The organism is Streptomyces coeruleoprunus, from assembly GCF_039542925.1.
GTDB classification, from domain to species: domain Bacteria; phylum Actinomycetota; class Actinomycetes; order Streptomycetales; family Streptomycetaceae; genus Streptomyces; species Streptomyces coeruleoprunus.
This window is the reverse complement of the sequence record NZ_BAABIT010000001.1, coordinates 3,532,430-3,548,621: the sequence shown is the minus strand read 5'-3', so window position 1 is coordinate 3,548,621 and position 16,192 is coordinate 3,532,430. Positions and strand designations below refer to the sequence as shown.

16 protein-coding genes and 1 riboswitch are annotated in these 16,192 nt (G+C 73.4%); of the genes, 6 read left to right on the top strand and 10 right to left on the bottom strand.

The genetic code is table 11. From position 1 onward, the window contains the following. Positions 1 to 24: 24 nt before the first annotated feature. Positions 25 to 1,137 carry a cobalt-precorrin-5B (C(1))-methyltransferase gene (locus ABEB09_RS15685; RefSeq protein ID WP_345690540.1) on the bottom strand — a complete coding sequence of 371 codons (1,113 nt, stop codon included), beginning with the start codon at positions 1,135 to 1,137 and terminating at the stop codon, positions 25 to 27. 12 nt (positions 1,138 to 1,149) lie between these two features. Between ABEB09_RS15685 and ABEB09_RS15680 the strand changes: the two genes are divergently transcribed. The 3 genes from ABEB09_RS15680 to ABEB09_RS15670 all read left to right on the top strand — a co-directional run bounded on the left by ABEB09_RS15680 (position 1,150) and on the right by ABEB09_RS15670 (position 3,612). Next, entirely contained in the window at positions 1,150 to 1,890 is a 741-nt protein-coding gene (locus ABEB09_RS15680; RefSeq protein WP_345690539.1) for a cobalt-precorrin-6A reductase, read from the top strand. Between the two features lie 48 nt (positions 1,891 to 1,938). Then, positions 1,939 to 2,766, top strand: coding sequence for an arylamine N-acetyltransferase family protein (locus ABEB09_RS15675; protein WP_345690538.1), 828 nt, complete (start codon positions 1,939 to 1,941; stop codon positions 2,764 to 2,766). Positions 2,767 to 2,937: 171 nt separating this feature from the next. Then, entirely contained in the window at positions 2,938 to 3,612 is a 675-nt protein-coding gene (locus ABEB09_RS15670) for a hypothetical protein (RefSeq protein WP_345690537.1), read from the top strand. 57 nt (positions 3,613 to 3,669) lie between these two features. On the opposite strand, the gene ABEB09_RS15665 is transcribed toward ABEB09_RS15670, so the two are convergent. The 9 genes from ABEB09_RS15665 to cobG form a co-directional block, all read right to left on the bottom strand. Next, positions 3,670 to 4,467, bottom strand: a complete 798-nt coding sequence (locus ABEB09_RS15665; protein ID WP_345690536.1) for an ABC transporter permease — start codon at positions 4,465 to 4,467, stop codon at positions 3,670 to 3,672. After that, on the bottom strand, positions 4,464 to 5,405 hold the full coding sequence (locus ABEB09_RS15660; RefSeq protein ID WP_345690535.1) for an ATP-binding cassette domain-containing protein: 942 nt from the start codon (positions 5,403 to 5,405) through the stop codon (positions 4,464 to 4,466). Before ABEB09_RS15660 ends, ABEB09_RS15665 begins: the two co-directional genes overlap by 4 nt. A gap of 21 nt (positions 5,406 to 5,426) precedes the next feature. Beyond that, complete coding sequence (locus tag ABEB09_RS15655; RefSeq protein WP_345690534.1) at positions 5,427 to 6,275, bottom strand: DUF4097 family beta strand repeat-containing protein; 849 nt, start codon at positions 6,273 to 6,275, stop codon at positions 5,427 to 5,429. Positions 6,276 to 6,391: 116 nt separating this feature from the next. Then, positions 6,392 to 6,910, bottom strand: coding sequence for a hypothetical protein (locus ABEB09_RS15650; protein WP_345690533.1), 519 nt, complete (start codon positions 6,908 to 6,910; stop codon positions 6,392 to 6,394). A 207-nt stretch (positions 6,911 to 7,117) separates the two neighbouring features. Next, entirely contained in the window at positions 7,118 to 7,516 is a 399-nt protein-coding gene (locus tag ABEB09_RS15645; protein ID WP_345690532.1) for a hypothetical protein, read from the bottom strand. Further along, positions 7,513 to 7,797 (bottom strand): hypothetical protein, encoded by a 285-nt coding sequence (locus ABEB09_RS15640; RefSeq protein ID WP_345690531.1) that lies wholly within the window; start codon positions 7,795 to 7,797, stop codon positions 7,513 to 7,515. The genes ABEB09_RS15645 and ABEB09_RS15640 overlap by 4 nt, the downstream gene beginning before the upstream one ends. Before the next feature lie 48 nt (positions 7,798 to 7,845). Then, entirely contained in the window at positions 7,846 to 9,351 is a 1,506-nt protein-coding gene (locus ABEB09_RS15635) for a precorrin-2 C(20)-methyltransferase (protein ID WP_345690530.1), read from the bottom strand. Continuing rightward, entirely contained in the window at positions 9,348 to 9,983 is a 636-nt protein-coding gene (locus ABEB09_RS15630; RefSeq protein ID WP_345690529.1) for a precorrin-8X methylmutase, read from the bottom strand. The genes ABEB09_RS15635 and ABEB09_RS15630 overlap by 4 nt, the downstream gene beginning before the upstream one ends. Next, on the bottom strand, positions 9,980 to 11,203 hold the full coding sequence (cobG, locus tag ABEB09_RS15625; RefSeq protein ID WP_380839272.1) for a precorrin-3B synthase: 1,224 nt from the start codon (positions 11,201 to 11,203) through the stop codon (positions 9,980 to 9,982). Before cobG ends, ABEB09_RS15630 begins: the two co-directional genes overlap by 4 nt. Before the next feature lie 22 nt (positions 11,204 to 11,225). Continuing rightward, a riboswitch (cobalamin riboswitch) is annotated at positions 11,226 to 11,360 on the top strand. Between the two features lie 40 nt (positions 11,361 to 11,400). Between cobG and cobN the strand changes: the two genes are divergently transcribed. The 3 genes from cobN to ABEB09_RS15610 all read left to right on the top strand — a co-directional run bounded on the left by cobN (position 11,401) and on the right by ABEB09_RS15610 (position 16,177). After that, positions 11,401 to 15,006, top strand: coding sequence for a cobaltochelatase subunit CobN (cobN, locus tag ABEB09_RS15620; protein ID WP_345690527.1), 3,606 nt, complete (start codon positions 11,401 to 11,403; stop codon positions 15,004 to 15,006). Positions 15,007 to 15,303: 297 nt separating this feature from the next. Then, positions 15,304 to 15,723, top strand: a complete 420-nt coding sequence (locus ABEB09_RS15615; RefSeq protein WP_345690526.1) for a GNAT family N-acetyltransferase — start codon at positions 15,304 to 15,306, stop codon at positions 15,721 to 15,723. A gap of 70 nt (positions 15,724 to 15,793) precedes the next feature. Beyond that, complete coding sequence (locus ABEB09_RS15610) at positions 15,794 to 16,177, top strand: hypothetical protein (RefSeq protein ID WP_345690525.1); 384 nt, start codon at positions 15,794 to 15,796, stop codon at positions 16,175 to 16,177. Positions 16,178 to 16,192: the final 15 nt, after the last annotated feature.

Sequence of the window (16,192 nt, the reverse complement as noted above, 5' to 3'; positions counted from 1 at the left end):
ATCCCCGGTGGGGCGGCAGTGCCGTCAGCGGGGGGTGCTGCGGCCCACCACCGTGCCCGCTCGGTCGATGCAGACCGTGTCGACCATGACCGGGGCGCCCCGGAGGACCGACAGGGCCTCGTCGCGGGCTCTTTCCGCCACCCGGTCGCCCAGCGGGATTCCCCGGGCGGCGCACAGCTGGAGCGCGGCCAGGCCGGTGTTCGCGGTGGCCACCTCGGCCGCCAGCTCCTCGGAGGCGCCGGCCGAGCGGGCCAGTTCCGCGAGGAAGCCCTTGTCGACCTGGGAGCGTGCCGAGTGCAGGTCCAGGTGGCCGGCGGCCAGCTTGGACAGCTTCGCGAAGCCGCCGCAGATCGTGAGGCGGTCCACCGGGTGGCGCCGGATGTACTTCAGGACGGCCCCCGCGAAGTCGCCCATGTCGAGGAGGGCGTCCTCCGGGAGGTCGTAGAGGGACAGCACCGTCTTCTCGGACGTCGAGCCCGTGCAGCCCGCCACGTGCGTGCGGCCCGCCGCCCTCGCGACGTCCACGCCCCGGCGGATCGAGTCGATCCACGCCGAGCAGGAGTAGGGGACGACGACGCCCGTCGTGCCGAGGACGGAGAGGCCGCCGAGGATGCCCAGGCGCGGGTTCCACGTCGAGCGGGCGATCTCCTCGCCGTCGTCGATCGACACGGTGACCTCCACGTCGCCCGTCCCGCCGTGCTCCGCCGCGACCCGCGCCACGTGGTCGCGGATCATCTGGCGCGGCACCGGGTTGATGGCGGGCTCGCCGACGGCCAGGGGCAGGCCGGGGCGGGTGACCGTGCCCACACCGGGCCCGGCGCGGAAGACGACCCCGGAGCCGGGCGGGAGGAGCCGTACCGTCGAGCGGATCAGCGCGCCGTGCGTGACGTCCGGGTCGTCGCCCGCGTCCTTGACGACGGCCGCCATGGCGTGGGCGTCCGCGCGCTCCTCCCGCGCCAGGGCGAAGGAGGGCGTCTGGCCCTTGGGCAGGGTGATCGTCACCGGGTCGGGGAAGTCGCCGGTCAGGAGCGCCGTGTATGCCGCGGTGGTCGCCGCCGTCGCGCAGGCGCCGGTCGTCCAGCCCGGGCGGAGGCCGGTGTGCTTGAGTTGGGCGCTGCGCCCCCCGCTCGTACTCATGGACGGTGTCCGATGCATGTGTTGATCCTTGGCGGCACGACCGAGGGCCGCCGGCTCGCCGGGACGCTGCACGCGGAGGGGATCCGGGTGACCAGCTCGCTCGCCGGGCGGGTGGCCAGCCCGAAGCTGCCGCCGGGTGAGGTCCGGGTGGGCGGGTTCGGCGGCGCGGACGGCCTCGCCCGCTGGCTGCGCGAGCACCAGGTGGACGCGGTCATCGACGCCACTCATCCTTTCGCGGGGACGATCAGTTTCAACGCGGCGCGGGCGGCCGCCACGTCCCATGTTCCCCTGCTCGCCCTGCGACGCCCCGGGTGGACCCCCGTCGAGGGTGACGACTGGCACCCGGTGGCGTCGCTGGAGGAGGCGGCGGGGGCGGCCCGGGCACTGGGGCGGCGGATCTTCCTGACGACCGGGCGGATGGGGCTGGCCGCGTTCGCGGGGGTGACGGACGCGTGGTTCCTCGTCCGGTCCGTGGATCCCCCGGAGCCGCCGTTCCCGGACCGGATGGAGGTGCTGCTGGAGCGCGGGCCGTTCACGGTGGAGGGCGAGCGGGACGTGCTGCGGGCGTACGGGATCGACGTGCTGGTCACCAAGGACAGCGGGGGCGCGGCCACGGCGCCGAAGCTGACGGCGGCGCGGGAGGCCGGCGTCCCGGTGGTGATCGTCCGCCGCCCGCCCGTACCCGAGGGCGTGCCGGTGGCCGGGACGGTGGAGGAGGCGGCCGGCTGGGCGCGGGAGCGGTCGTTCTTCTGACTTCCCCTCACTGTCGGGCAGTTGAGCGGCAGCGCTTACGGTGGGGTCATGTCCGACAGTGATCACTTCGACCTCGACCTCTACCTCCGGCGGATCGGCTGGGCCGGCGAACCTCCCCGCCCCGACCTCGCCACGCTGCGGCGCGTCCAGCTGGGCCATGTGCGGGGCATCCCGTTCGAGAACCTCGACGCCCTGGGCGGTTCCGCTCCCTCGCTCGCGCTCGGCGACCTCACGGCGAAGCTGCTGGGCGGGCGGCGGGGAGGCTACTGCTACGAGCACAACACGCTGCTCGCCGCCGCCCTGGACGCCCTCGGGTTCGGGGTGACCCGGCTGGCCGCGCGCGTGGTCCTGGGCGCCGCCCGCTTCGAGGACCGGCCGCGCACGCACATGGCGCTGCTGGTCGACGTGCCGGGGGAGGCCGTGCCGTACCTGACCGACGTGGGCTTCGGCTCCCGCGGCGCCCTCCTGGAGCCCATACCGCTGGTCGCCGGCACCGAGATCCACGACGCCGGCCGCCGCCACCGCCTGGTGCACGCCCCGCACGACGGCCCGCTGGAGCTGTGGGTCCTGGAGGCGTACGAGAAGGGGGAGTGGGAGGCGCAGTACGTCTTCACGGTCGAGCCCTTCGTGCACGCCGACTTCGGGATGATCAACTGGCACATCGCGACGAACCCGCGCTCGCCCTTCTCCTCGCGCCTGTACGCGCAGCGCACGGCGGAGGACCGGCATCTGGCGCTCGACGGCACGCGGCTGACCGTGACGTCCGCCGACGGGAGCGTCACCGAGCGGCAGCTGGCCGATGAGGAGGAGATCCGGCGGGTGCTCGACGGGGACTTCGGCATCACGGCGCCGGAGGAACTGAAGCTGATGCCCTAGGGGCGGCAGTGAACGCGTGTCCGAATCGCGCCGTCCTCGTGCGTGACGCCCGGCACAATCGGCCGCGCATCAGGCGGCGGACGGTGGGCCGTGTCCGTCCAGGGTCAACTCCCCTGCGGCCTCCCGTCGTTCGCCGACCCCCCCAGCACGTACGAAAGGTACGACCCCACGATGACGACTGAGCGCATCGGGCGCCGCCGCGCCCGTTCGGCGACCCTGGCCGTGGCCGCCTGCGGGCTCCTGGCGATGGGCGCCGCCCCGGCCGCCGCCGCCGACCAGCCGACCCGCCAGGAGCTCACCGCCGACTGCGCGTCCGGCCTCGGCAAGTGCACCTTCAACGAGCCGGTGCTCGGGAAGGCGTACCTCGGGCAGTTCCGGCAGGTGTCGGACTCGCTGTACAACTGCAGCACCTCCGACGCGACCCAGACCATGAGCTGGTCCGACTCGGTCGGGTCCACCGACTCGGTGGGGGTCTCCGTCACCGCCGGCGGGAAGATCGCCGGGGTCGTCGACCTGAGCGTGACGGCGACTTACGGCCACACTTGGTCCAGCGACCACACCGAGTCCAGCTCCCTCAACATGACGGTCAAGCCCGGCGAGGTCGGCTGGGTCTCCCGCGCCCAGGTGATGCAGCAGGTCACCGGTACCTGGCAGACCCACTACGACAGCCCCAAGTGGGGCCACTACTACTGGTTCTGGAAGGACACCATCACCGGGCCCGCGAAGAACGGCACGGACGGCAGGAGCAACGCCGTGGTTGTCAAGACCCGCAAGATGACCGCCGACGAGCGGCGTTCCTGCGGGTCCGACGACCACCAGGGGCGGGCTTTCGTCGAGCGGCGCTGATCACGCCCTGACACGGGGGCCCGGGCGGCACGTCCGGCCGGCGAGCGGAGCGGGCCGTCAGCGTGCCGCCGCGACCGCGCCGCGCCGGAAGACCGCCCGGGCCCACAGGAAGCCGACCACCGTGATCCCGGCGCACCAGGCGAGGGCCACCAGGCCGCTGTTGCCGATCGGCGTGCCCATCAGCAGCCCGCGCAGGGTCTCGATGACGGGTGTGAAGGGCTGGTACTCGGCGAACCAGCGCAGCCCGGTCGGCATGGACTCCGGCGGGACGACGGCGCTGCCGAGGAACGGCAGGAAGGTGAGTGGCATCGGCGTGTTGGAGGCCGACTCGGGTGTCTTGGACAGCAGCCCGATCACCGCCGCCAGCCAGGTCAGGCCCAGCGTCAGCAGCGCGAGCACACCGAACGCGGCGAGCCACTCCAGGGCGTCGGCGTCGGGCCGGAAGCCCACCAGGAGGGCGACACCGAGCACCAGCACCACGCTGACCAGGGTCTGGATGACGCTGCCGACGACATGGCCGGTCAGGAACGCCGACCGGGAGATCGCCATGGTCCGGAACCGGTTGACGATGCCCTCGGTCATGTCGACGCAGACACCGATGGCCGTGATCAGCGCCCCGGACGTCGCGGTCATCAGGATGATGCCGGGCGCGACGTAGTCGATATAGGGGACGTCGCCGGTGGACGTGCCGGCGATGCCGGTGCCGAGGGCGCCGCCGAACACGTAGTGGAACAGCAGCAGCATCATCACCGGCATGCCGACGACGGCCAAGGTCAGTGACGGGTAGCGCAGGGCGCGCTTGAGGTTGCGGCGGAGCATGGTCGCCGCGTCGCGTACGGCGTGGGCGCGGTTCATCGGGCACCTGCCGGGCTGCTCGTGAGGGCGAGGAAGACGTCGTCGAGGTCGGGTGTGTGGACGGTGAGCCCTGCGGCCTCGACGGACGCGCCGTCGAGGATGTCGATGACGGACCGCAGGGTGGGGATGCCGCCGTCGCCGGGGATGTCGAGGGTGAGCGCCTCGTCGTCGCGGTGCGTGGAGGCGAACAGTCCGGCCGCCGTTTCGAGCGCGTACGGGTCGGTGAAGCGGAGGCGGATGTGGCCTCCGGGGATGCGGCGCTTCAGTTCCTCGGCGGTGCCCTCGGCGACGATCCGCCCGTGGTCGAGGACGGCGATGCGGTCGGCGAGCTGGTCGGCCTCCTCCAGGTACTGCGTGGTGAGGAAGATGGTGACGCCCTCGTCGACGACGAGGCTGCGGATGATCTCCCACATGGTGCGGCGGCTGCGCGGGTCGAGGCCGGTGGTCGGCTCGTCGAGGAAGATCACGCGGGGGTCGCCGACCAGGGTCATCGCCAGGTCCAGCTTGCGGCGCATGCCGCCGGAGAAGGTGGCGACGGGCTTGCGGGCGGCCTCGGTGAGGTCGAAGCGCCGCAGGAGGTCGGTGGAGCGGCGGCGGCCCTCGCGGCGGGAGAGGTGGTTGAGGTCCGCCATGAGGAGCAGGTTCTCCTCGGCGGTGAGCAGGTTGTCGACGGCGGAGAACTGGCCGGTGACGCCGATGGCGGCGCGTACGCCGTCGGAGCGGGTGCCCAGGTCGTGCCCGGCGATCCGGGCCTCGCCCGCGTCGGCGGGGATGAGCGTGGAGAGGATCTGGACGGTGGTGGTCTTGCCGGCGCCGTTGGGGCCGAGGAGGGCGAAGACCGTGCCCTCGGGGATGCGCAGGTCGATGCCGTCGAGGACGAGCTTGTCGCCGTAGGACTTGCGCAGTCCGGTGGCGGAGACCGCTAAGGCGGTGTTCATGGGAAGGCTCCTGATGGAACGTCAGTGAGTGGGCTTCGCGCGGTGGATGAGGATGTCGCCGAGGCTGGTCCGGGCCTTGACCTCGACGGTCTCGGTGGAGTCGCCGGGGCCTTCGGTTGCGCCGAGGGAGTTGCGGACGCTGCCGATGCGCGAGTACACGTCGAGCCAGGCGGCCGTGGACTCGCGGATGCCGACCTCCACGTCACCGGCGGACGTCTGGAGGGTGACCGTGCCGCGCGCCACGTCCCCTATGCGGATGCCGCCGTGGGCGGACTTGGCGTCGACGCCGGCGTGGGCGACGCCGACGCTGATGGGGCCGTACGAGGAGCTGGCGCGCAGCTCGCCGGTGATCTCGCCGATGGTGGTGTCGCCGTTGAGGTTGCGGACGACGGCCGTGCCACCGATCTCGCCGATGTCGATCCGGCCGCCGCCGGTGATCTCGGCGTCGCCGGTGACGCGGTCCACGGCGATGGTGCCGTGCGGGGTCCGCAGGTTCACGGCGGCCGCCTCGGCCACGCGGAAGTCGCCGACGGACGTCTTGAGCCGGCACTCGCCGAGGCGGCCCTCGCAGAGGAAGTCCGCCATGGGCGAGTTGCCCAGCACGTCGGAGCCGGCGGGCAGTTCGACGGTCACCTCGATGGAGCCGCTGCGGCCGAACAGGGACCGCTTCCGGGGGCCCTTCACCAGCAGCCGGCCGTCGCGGCAGCTGACCGCGGTCTGCTGGGCGACCCGTACGTCGTTCTCCTCGGCGGGGTCGGTCGGCCGGATCTCGACGACCGTGGTGGTGCGCTTGCCGGCGACGATGCGGACCGCGCCGATGTCGAACTCCAGGGTCGCGGAGATCGGTTCGGGCGTGTCGAATTCAGGCATGGCTGTGCCGTCCTCGTGGCTCGGTGTGGCCTGGTGGTGTGTGGTGTGCGGTGGTGAACGCGTGCGCCGAGCTGCGGCGCCGGTGGCTCGTGTGGCCGGCGGCGGTCGCCGCCCGGCTAGCGGACCCAGCCGGTGAAGCCCTGCGGTCCGCCCCTGCGGCCGCGTGCGGCGGGGCGGGCGGCGCCGCCGGGTTCCAGCGCGCCGGCCACGGCCCGGACCAGCCAGGCGTTGACGGACAGGCCCTCCTGTCCGGCGGCGTCCTCGACGCGTGCCTTGAGGTGGGCGGGCAGGCGGAAGTTGATCCGGGCGGTGCCGCCCTCGTCGTCGTCGGCCGGCACGGGCAGCGGCGGCGCGGCGGGGCCGGGCGCGGGCTCCTCGTAGGGCTCGGAGGCGGGCGGGGGCGTCACCACGAACTCCGGGTCGAGACCGCGGAGCCGTACGTCGACCGAGCCGGGCGCCAGGTCGCGGGTGATCTCCTCCACGGCCACCGACAGCGCGTTCAGCAGGGTGAGCCGGGCGGCGGACTCCAGGGGAGTGGTGAGCCGTTCGGCCAGGGCGCGGGCTTCGTCCCCGCCCGCCTCCGCGGCGACCGCGAGTTCGTGGCGGAGGTTGTCGACGTACGGAGTGAGGTCCATGACGCCATCATGGCATCACCATGGCGCCACCTGCAAGGCTTGATGGCGCCGCAAGTGGCTCCCATTGTCGTTTTTGCAGGTCAAGCGATGGTGCCACGGCATGCGAAAAATCCCGGCCGCTGTGCGTGTCGCACATCGGCCGGGCTGAGTCCTCGGCCATCGGGTGGCCGGACGGCGTCTCGTCGTCCCCAGGATCCTCGGTAGATCTCAGTAGTAGCCGAGCATCCCCGGGGAATCGATGTCCACCGTGACGATGCCCGGTGGGTAGCGATCCTCGCGACCGGTGAGCAGGATCGACATGCCCGTGAACTCGGGCCGGGGGGAGGCGCAGTACAAGGCGTGGCAGGTGTCGGGCCCGCCGTATCCGTCGCGCGCGAGCGTGCCGACGGTGACCGAGGCCACGGTGTCGAGGGGGTCGATGCTGACGGCGGAGAAGGCCAGCGCCGCCGCACCCGCTCCCGCGCTGTCCATCTCTGCCTGCATGAGGCACAGTGCCGGGATCCAGAGCCGGTCGCGCGGTGTTGGCGCCATGTTGGCGGCGAGTTGGTTGAGCGCCTTGTGCCCCTCGGCAAGTGCCCCGACCGCGCTGGTGTCGAGGATGATCACGCTGCGGATCCGCGTGCGGTCCTGATCTTCTCCGCGGCGATGCGGTAGATGTTGCCCAGCACGTCGGGAGCCGCGTCGAACTCCTCGTCCGACACGTCCGTTCCCATGTTGCGTCTCGCCGCATCGCGGTCCGCCCGCAGACGTTCGGCGATTTGTGCCTGCGTGGGCTCCCGCTCGGCGAGCTGCTGTACGAGCTGACCGAGCGTGAGCCCACGCTCAGCGGCGAGTGCCGCGAGGTGGTCGCGGGTCTCACGCGGAACCTGGATGGTCGTGTTCGCCATAGGGGCGACTATAGCGGTCTTACAGCGCCCTGAGGGGCGCCGGTGGCCTCACCGCTCCGGGTACCTCCGCGGTGTCCACGCCACCGTCCCGCCGTCGCCGCGCCGTACCGCTCGCGTCTGGGACGAGCCGATCAGCAGCAGTGTGCGCATGTCGACCTCCGACGGGTCCAGGTCCTTCAGGGACAGCACCCGCACCGACTCCTCCGGGCCGCCCACGTCCCGGGCCACCACCACGGGGGTGTCGGGGGCGCGCAGCTCCAGCAGCAGGTCCCTGGCCTGGGCCACCTGCCACGTACGGCTGCGGGAGCCCGGGTTGTACAGCGCCAGCACCAGGTCCGCCGATGCCGCGGCGCGCAGCCGCGCCGCGATGACGTCCCACGGCTTGAGCCGGTCCGACAGCGAGATCGTCGCGTAGTCGTGGCCCAGCGGCGCACCCGCCTTCGCGGCCGCCGCGTTCGCCGCGGTCACCCCGGGCAGGACGCGTACGGGGACGTCGGCGTACTCCTCCTGCGACGCGGCCTCCAGCACCGCCGTCGCCATGGCGAACACGCCCGGGTCGCCGCCCGACACCACCGCCACGCGCCGCCCGCGCCGCGCCAGGTCCAGCGCGAACTCGGCGCGCTCCGCCTCCACCTTGTTGTCGGAGCCGTGCCGCCGCTGACCCGGCCGCTCCGGCACCCGGTCCAGGTACGTCGTGTAGCCCACCAGGTCCGTCGCCGACGCCAGCGCGCCGCGCGTCTCGGGCGTCAGCCACCCCGGGCCGGCCGGGCCCGTGCCGACGACCAGCACCTCGCCCCGCTCGGGCGCGGCCGGGCCGGTGTCCACGCGGGACGGCAGCACCGCCACCGAGAAGTACGGCACCGAATCCGGGTCCACCTCGGAGAGCGGCGCCGTCCGCTGCCCCTCCATCGTGGCCCGCTCGACGTAGTGCGCGTCCGCCAGCCGGTTCGTGCTCTCCAGCGCCCGGCGCACGGCGGGGAAGGTCCGGCCCAGCTTCATCACCACGGCCGAGTCCGTCGCGGCCAGCCGGGCCGTCAGCTCCTCCTCCGGCAGCGTCCCCGGGATGATCGTCAGGATCTCCTCGGCCTCCACCAGCGGCTTGCCGATCGTCGCGGCCGCCGCGCTCACGGAGGTGACGCCGGGGACCACCTCCGTGTCGTAGCGGTGCGCCAGCCGCTTGTGCATGTGCTGGTACGAGCCGTAGAACAGCGGGTCGCCCTCGGCGAGGACGGCCACGGTCCGGCCCGCGTCGAGGTGCGCGGCCAGGCGGGCCGACGCCTCCTCGTAGAAGTCGTTCAGCGCGCCCCGGTAGCCGCCGGGGTGGTCCGTCGTCTCCACCGTGAGCGGGTACATCAGCCGCTCCTCGACGTGGTCCTCGCGGATGTGCTTCGCCGCGATGGACCGGGCGATGGAACGGCCGTGGCGGGCGCAGTGGTACGCGACGACGTCCGCCTCCGCGATGACCTCGACGGCCCGTACGGTCATCAGGGACGGGTCGCCGGGGCCGAGCCCGACGCCGTACAGCTTGCCGGTCGCCTTCGGGTTGCCGCTCATTCCGCCTCGCTCGCGATCGCGTTGACCGCCGCGGCCGTCATGGCGCTGCCGCCGCGCCGGCCCCGTACGACGATGTGTTCCAGGTCGGACGCCGCCAGCGCCTCCTTGGACTCGGCCGCGCCGATGAAGCCCACCGGGATGCCGAGGACCGCGGCCGGGCGCGGGGCGCCCTTGGCGATCATCTCCAGGAGGTGGAACAGGGCGGTGGGCGCGTTGCCGATGGCCACGACCGAGCCCTCCAGGCGGTCCCGCCACAGCTCCAGCGCGGCCGCGCTGCGGGTGGTGCCCAGTTCGGCGGCGAGGTCCGGCACGGACGGGTCGGACAGGGTGCAGATCACCTCGTTGTCGGCCGGCAGCCGCTTGCGGGTCACGCCGCTCGCGACCATCTGCGCGTCGCACAGGATCGGCGCACCGGACCGCAGGGCCGCGCGGGCGCGGGAGACGACCCGCGGGCTGTAGGCGAGGTCGCGGACCAGGTCGACCATGCCGCAGGCGTGGATCATCCGCACGGCGACCTGGCTGACGTCGGCGGGCAGCCCCGCGAGATCCGCCTCGGCGCGGATCGTGGCAAAGGACTGGCGGTAGATCTCCGCCCCGTCCTTCTCGTAGTCGAACACTGTGCTCCCGCTCATCTCTGTGCGTTCTGTACGTCGTTGTCTCGTCGTACGGTCACCGCGTACGTGCCGTCCTCGGTGGCGAGTACGTCCACCCAGTCGCCCTGCGGATGGCCGCAGCGGCGGGCGCAGCCCGACCAGTGGACCGGCAGGCCACCGTGGTCCAGCGGCCGCGCGTCCGCCCGTACGTCCGCCAGGGCCTTGCCGCAGCCCGGGCGGCCGGTGCAGGCGCTCACCCCGAGCCACGGTGAGCCGTGGCGGGCCAGGAACCCGGCCGCCGCCAGCTCCGCGAGCCGCGCCGCGGCCGCCGCCGCGTCCGCGAGGCCCGTCACGACGAACCCGCGCCACGGGGTGACGCGTACCTCCACGGCGGGCAGCAGGGCGCGGAACTGGTCGCTGGTGACCCGCCCGAGGGGCGCCACGACCGACACCGCCCGCCCGGCGACGACGCCCGGCTCCGGGGGCGCGCCCACGGGGAGCGCGGCCGGTGCGGTGCGCCCGGCGGCGATGCCCGCGCGCTCCAGGTGACCCGTCACGGCCTCCTCCAGGGCCCGCCCGGCCGGCAGCTCGGCCACCCGCCAGGCACCCGTGCCCGCCTCCCGGGCGGCCGCGAGAAACGCCTCGGCCGCCGCCAGCGCGGCCCGTGGGGCGTCGGCCGCCGCCACCCGCCACGCGAGGCCTTGGTCCTGACCCCCGATCCGTACCAGAGCACGCCCGTCGGGCTCTGCGAGCAACGTCACATCGGCGCCCAGCGCCGCCACATCGCCGCGGCCGTCGTCGACGGCGAACAGGAAGCGGCCCGACAGCTCCGTGGTCCACTCCCCCGCGCACAGCAGTGCGTCCAGGTCACGGGCCCACAACCGGACGTCGGCGAGGCCCAGTCCGTCGAGTCCGGTCAGCGGCGAGACCACCATGTTGCGGATCCGCTCGTGCCGCTCCGACGGCAGCAGCCCCGCCTCCCGCAGCAGGCCGGCCAGCTCCAGGCCGCAGCCCTCGCCGAGACCGCGCAGGTCGAGGTTGCCGCGCGAGGTGACGCCGAGGTGGCCGTCGCCCAGCCGGTCCGCCACATCGGCCAGCACCGCTACTTGACGGGACGTCAGGATACCGGTGGGCAGGCGCAGCCGCGCGAGACCGCCGTCGTCCGCCCGGTGCAGCCGCAGCGCACCCGGGCAGGCGTCGCCGCGGTCCCGTATGTGTGTTTCACCCCTGTTCCGGGGATTTGATGAGCTGGGCGGCATGGCGGCGAGCATACGCGCAGCCTCTACTATGCAGACGGCACAGGGTCCCAGGACCCTAGGGAGGAAGCCCGGTGGAATTCCGGCGCGGTCCCGCCACTGTGAGCCGGGCCCCGACCCAGGGGTCCCGGTGAGTCAGGAACTCCCGCCACCCCACGACCACCCGGGGCGAGGACACCCCGAGGAAGGCCCGGCACGCCGTGATCCTGCTGCTCTCGCACTCCGACACCGACCTGCTGAGCGCCCGAGCGGCGGGCGGCCCGGTCGCGTACCGGTTCGCCAACCCCTCCCGGCTCCCCATCGACGACCTGCCCGGCCTCCTCGACGGCGCCGACCTCGTCGTCGTACGGCTCCTCGGCGGGCTGCGCGCCTGGGAGGAGGGCATCGACCTGCTCCGCGCCCAGGACCGGCCCGTGGTCTTCCTCACCGGCGAACAGGCCCCCGACGCCCAGCTGATGGAGGCCTCCACCGTCCCCATCGGCGTCGCCACCGAGGCGCACGCCTACCTGGCGCACGGCGGACCGGACAATCTGGAACAGCTCGCCCGGTTCCTCTCCGACACCGTGCTGCTCACCGGCCACGGCTTCGAGCCCCCGGCCGCCGCGCCCACCTGGGGCCCGCTGGAGCGCGCCTCGCGCACCACCGACGGCCCGACGGTCGCCGTGCTCTACTACCGGGCCCACCACATGAGCGGCAACACCGCCTTCGTCGGCGCCCTCTGCGACGCGATCGAGGACGCCGGCGGCCGCGCCCTCCCCCTGTACGTGGCGTCCCTGCGGGCGCCCGAGCCCGAGCTGCTGGAGCGGCTGGGCGAGGCCGACGCCGTCGTCACCACCGTCCTCGCCGCCGGCGGCACCAAGCCCGCCGAGGCCCAGGCCGGCGGAGACGACGAGGCCTGGGACGCGGGCGCGCTCGCCGCGCTCGACGTGCCCGTCCTGCAGGCCCTGTGCCTGACCGGGCCGCGCAGCGTCTGGGAGGAGAACGACGAGGGCCTGTCCCCGCTCGACGCCGCCAGCCAGGTCGCCGTGCCCGAGTTCGACGGGCGTCTCATCACCGTCCCGTTCTCCTTCAAGGAGATCGACGAGGACGGCCTCCCGGCGTACGTCGCCGACCCCGAGCGCGCCGCGCGCGTCGCCGGGATCGCCGTACGCCACGCCCGGCTGCGCCACATCCCGAACGCCGACAAGCGTCTGGCGCTCGTCCTCTCCGCGTACCCGACGAAGCACTCCCGCATCGGCAACGCCGTCGGCCTCGACACCCCGGCCTCCGCGGTCGCCCTGCTGCGCCGACTGCGGGCCGAGGGCTACGACTTCGGGCCCGAGGAGGACATCCCGGGGCTCACCTCCGGCGACGGCGACGAGCTGATCTACGCGCTCATCGAGGCGGGCGGCCACGACCAGGACTGGCTCACCGAGGAGCAGCTGGCCCGCAACCCCGTCCGTATCCCGGCCGCCGACTACAAGCGCTGGTACGCGACCCTGCCGCAGGAGCTGCGCGCCGAGGTCGAGCAGCACTGGGGGCCGCCGCCCGGCGAGATGTTCCTCGACCGGTCCCGCAACCCCGAGGGCGACATCGTGCTGGCCGCGCTGCGCCGCGGGAACCTGCTGGTCCTCATCCAGCCGCCGCGCGGCTTCGGCGAGAACCCGATCGCGATCTACCACGACCCGGACCTGCCGCCGTCCCACCACTACCTGGCCGCCTACCGCTGGATCGCCACTCCGGCCGCCGACGGCGGTTTCGGCGCGGACGCCATGGTCCACCTCGGCAAGCACGGCAACCTGGAGTGGCTGCCCGGCAAGAACGCCGGCCTGTCGGCGGCGTGCGGCCCGGACGCCGCCCTCGGCGACCTCCCCCTCGTCTACCCGTTCCTGGTCAACGACCCGGGCGAGGGCACGCAGGCCAAGCGCCGTGTCCACGCCACGCTCGTCGACCACCTGGTGCCGCCGATGGCCCGCGCCGAGTCGTACGGCGACATCACGCGCCTGGAGCAGCTGCTCGACGAGTACGCGCAGATCTCCTCCATGGACCCGGCCAAGCTGCCCGCGATCCGCGCCCAGATCTGGACCCTCATCCAGGCGGCCCGGCTCGACCACGACCTCGGCATGGAGGAGCGCCCCGACGACGAGGGCTTCGACGACTTCCTGCTCCACGTCGACGGCTGGCTGTGCGAGGTGAAGGACGCGCAGATCCGCGACGGCCTCCACGTGCTCGGTACGGCCCCGACGGGGCCCGAGCGGGTCAACCTGGTCCTGTCCATCCTGCGCGCCCGCCAGATCTGGGGCGGCACGGCCGCGCTGCCGGGTCTGCGCGAGGCGCTCGGCCTGGACGAGTCGGCGGCGACCCGTACGACCGCCGACGCGGCGGAGGCCGAGGCCCGCGCGCTGGTGGAGGCCATGGAGGAGGCGGGCTGGGACCCGGCGGCGGTGGACCGCGTGTCCGCCGGCCGTGGCGACCAGGTGGCGGCGGTCCTGGACTTCGCCGCCCGGCAGGTCGTGCCGCGCCTGGCCGCGACGACGGCCGAGCTCGACCACGCGGTGCACGCGCTGAACGGCGGGTTCGTCCCGGCGGGCCCGTCCGGCTCCCCCCTGCGGGGCCTGGTGAACGTCCTCCCGACGGGCCGGAACTTCTACTCGGTCGACCCCAAGGCCGTACCGTCGCGCCTGGCGTGGGAGACGGGTCAGGCGCTGGCGGACTCCCTCCTGGAGCGCTACCGCGCGGACAACGGCGAATGGCCCACGTCCGTCGGCCTCTCCCTGTGGGGTACGAGCGCGATGCGCACGAGCGGCGACGACGTCGCCGAGGCGCTGGCGCTGATGGGCGTGCGCCCCGTCTGGGACGAGGCGTCGCGCCGGGTGACGGGCCTGGAGCCCATCCCGCTCGACGAGCTGGGCCGGCCCCGCATCGATGTCACCCTGCGCATCTCGGGCTTCTTCCGGGACGCGTTCCCGCACACCATCGCCCTGCTGGACGACGCGGTACGGCTGGCGGCGGGCCTGGACGAGCCGGCCGAGTCCAACCACGTGCGCGCCCACACCCAGGCCGACCTGGCGGCCCACGGCGACGAGCGCCGCGCCACGACCCGCATCTTCGGCTCCCGCCCGGGCACGTACGGCGCGGGCCTGCTCCAGCTGATCGACTCGCGCGACTGGCGTACGGACGCCGACCTGGCCGAGGTCTACACCGTGTGGGGCGGCTACGCGTACGGCCGGGGCCTGGACGGGCGCCCGGCGCGCGACGAGATGGAGACGGCGTACAAGCGGATCGCCGTCGCGGCCAAGAACACGGACACGCGCGAGCACGACATCGCCGACTCCGACGACTACTTCCAGTACCACGGCGGCATGGTCGCGACGGTCCGCGCGCTGCGGGGCACCGCCCCCGAGGCGTACATCGGCGACTCGACGCGCCCGGAGACGGTCCGCACGCGCACCCTGGTCGAGGAGACGTCCCGCGTCTTCCGCGCCCGCGTCGTCAACCCGCGCTGGATCGAGGCGATGCGCCGCCACGGCTACAAGGGCGCGTTCGAGCTGGCGGCGACCGTCGACTACCTCTTCGGCTACGACGCCACGACGGGCGTGGTGGCCGACTGGATGTACGACAAGCTGACGGAGACGTACGTCCTGGACCCGGAGAACCGCGCGTTCCTGCAGCAGGCCAACCCCTGGGCCCTCCACGGCATCGCGGAGCGCCTCCTGGAGGCGGAGTCCCGCGGCATGTGGGCGAAGCCGGACCCGCAGATCCTGGAGGCCCTGAAGCAGGTGTTCCTGGAGACGGAGGGCGACCTGGAGGCGGACGACTCGGAGTGACCCCCGAGGTGCGGGCCCGCCGGCCGCGGGCCCGCCCCTTGGCCGGCGGGCCGCGCCTCCTGCCGGGGTCGCCCCTGGGGTGTCCGCTCCTGTCCCCACCATCAGGGGGCCGCTCGGGTCGCGTCAGGAGCGCATCGTCATGCCGGACGGCGCGTCCGGGGCCCGGCCGGATCTGTACGTGCATCCCGTGCCGGACCCGGACTGTGCGCCGTGGCCGGACTGCGGCGTTCGGGCGGGGCCTCGCGGCAATTCCGTGGTAGACCCGGGGTGTTGCGCGTGTGAAGGAGGCGACGGCGGATGAAGCTCACCACCGGTGGTGAGGACAAGGAGCTGGCGGACCTGTTGGACGAGGCCCTCACGGCCTTCAACGCCCGGGCGACCGGGGCCGACGACGGGGACGAGATGGCCATTCGGGCCACCGACGACGACGGGGCCGTCATCGGTGGGCTGACCGGATGGACCTGGGGCGACAGCTGCGAGATCCACATGCTGTGGGTGCGGGACGACCAGCGCGGCTCCGGGCTGGGGACGCGGCTGATGGAGGCCGCCGAGGAGGAGGCGCGGCGGCGCGGGTGCCGGCACGTGGCCGTGTCCTCGTATTCGTTCCAGGCGCCCGGCTTTTATCAGAAGCTCGGCTATGTGGTCACCGGTCGCACCCCCGGCGTCCCCGGCGGGCACGAGGACGTGCACCTCTACAAGCGGCTTGGCGAGGACTGACCGCCGGCGGTGACTCTCGCGACGGCTCTTCGTTACCACCCTCGTCCCCGGCGAGAGGAAATGGTCAGAGATGCGTCCCGCCCGCTTCGTCGAATTCGTCATCGGCGTCGTCAAGAACAGGTCCACCGCCAGCCATGTTCAGACGCTCGCCGACGCGGGCGACACCAAGCATCCGTACGGCGTCGTCGTCACGACCGACCGTGAGGTCCGGTGGCAGTTCCTCGGGCAGCTCCCGGAAGGCGCCAAGCACGAGAACTTCAGCGACGATCCCGTGACCGGCGCCCCGGCGGCCGGTGACGCCCCGCAGCCGGGCGAGGGGCCCGAAGGGTGGATGGCGGCCACCCTCCTGCAGGCGGAGCACCCCGAGATCGCCGTCGTCGAGCGGTGGTCGACGCAGCAGGGCATGACCATCACGTTCCACAACGGCGCCCGCATCTTCGCCCGGGTGATGTGACCGTCCCGGGGCCAT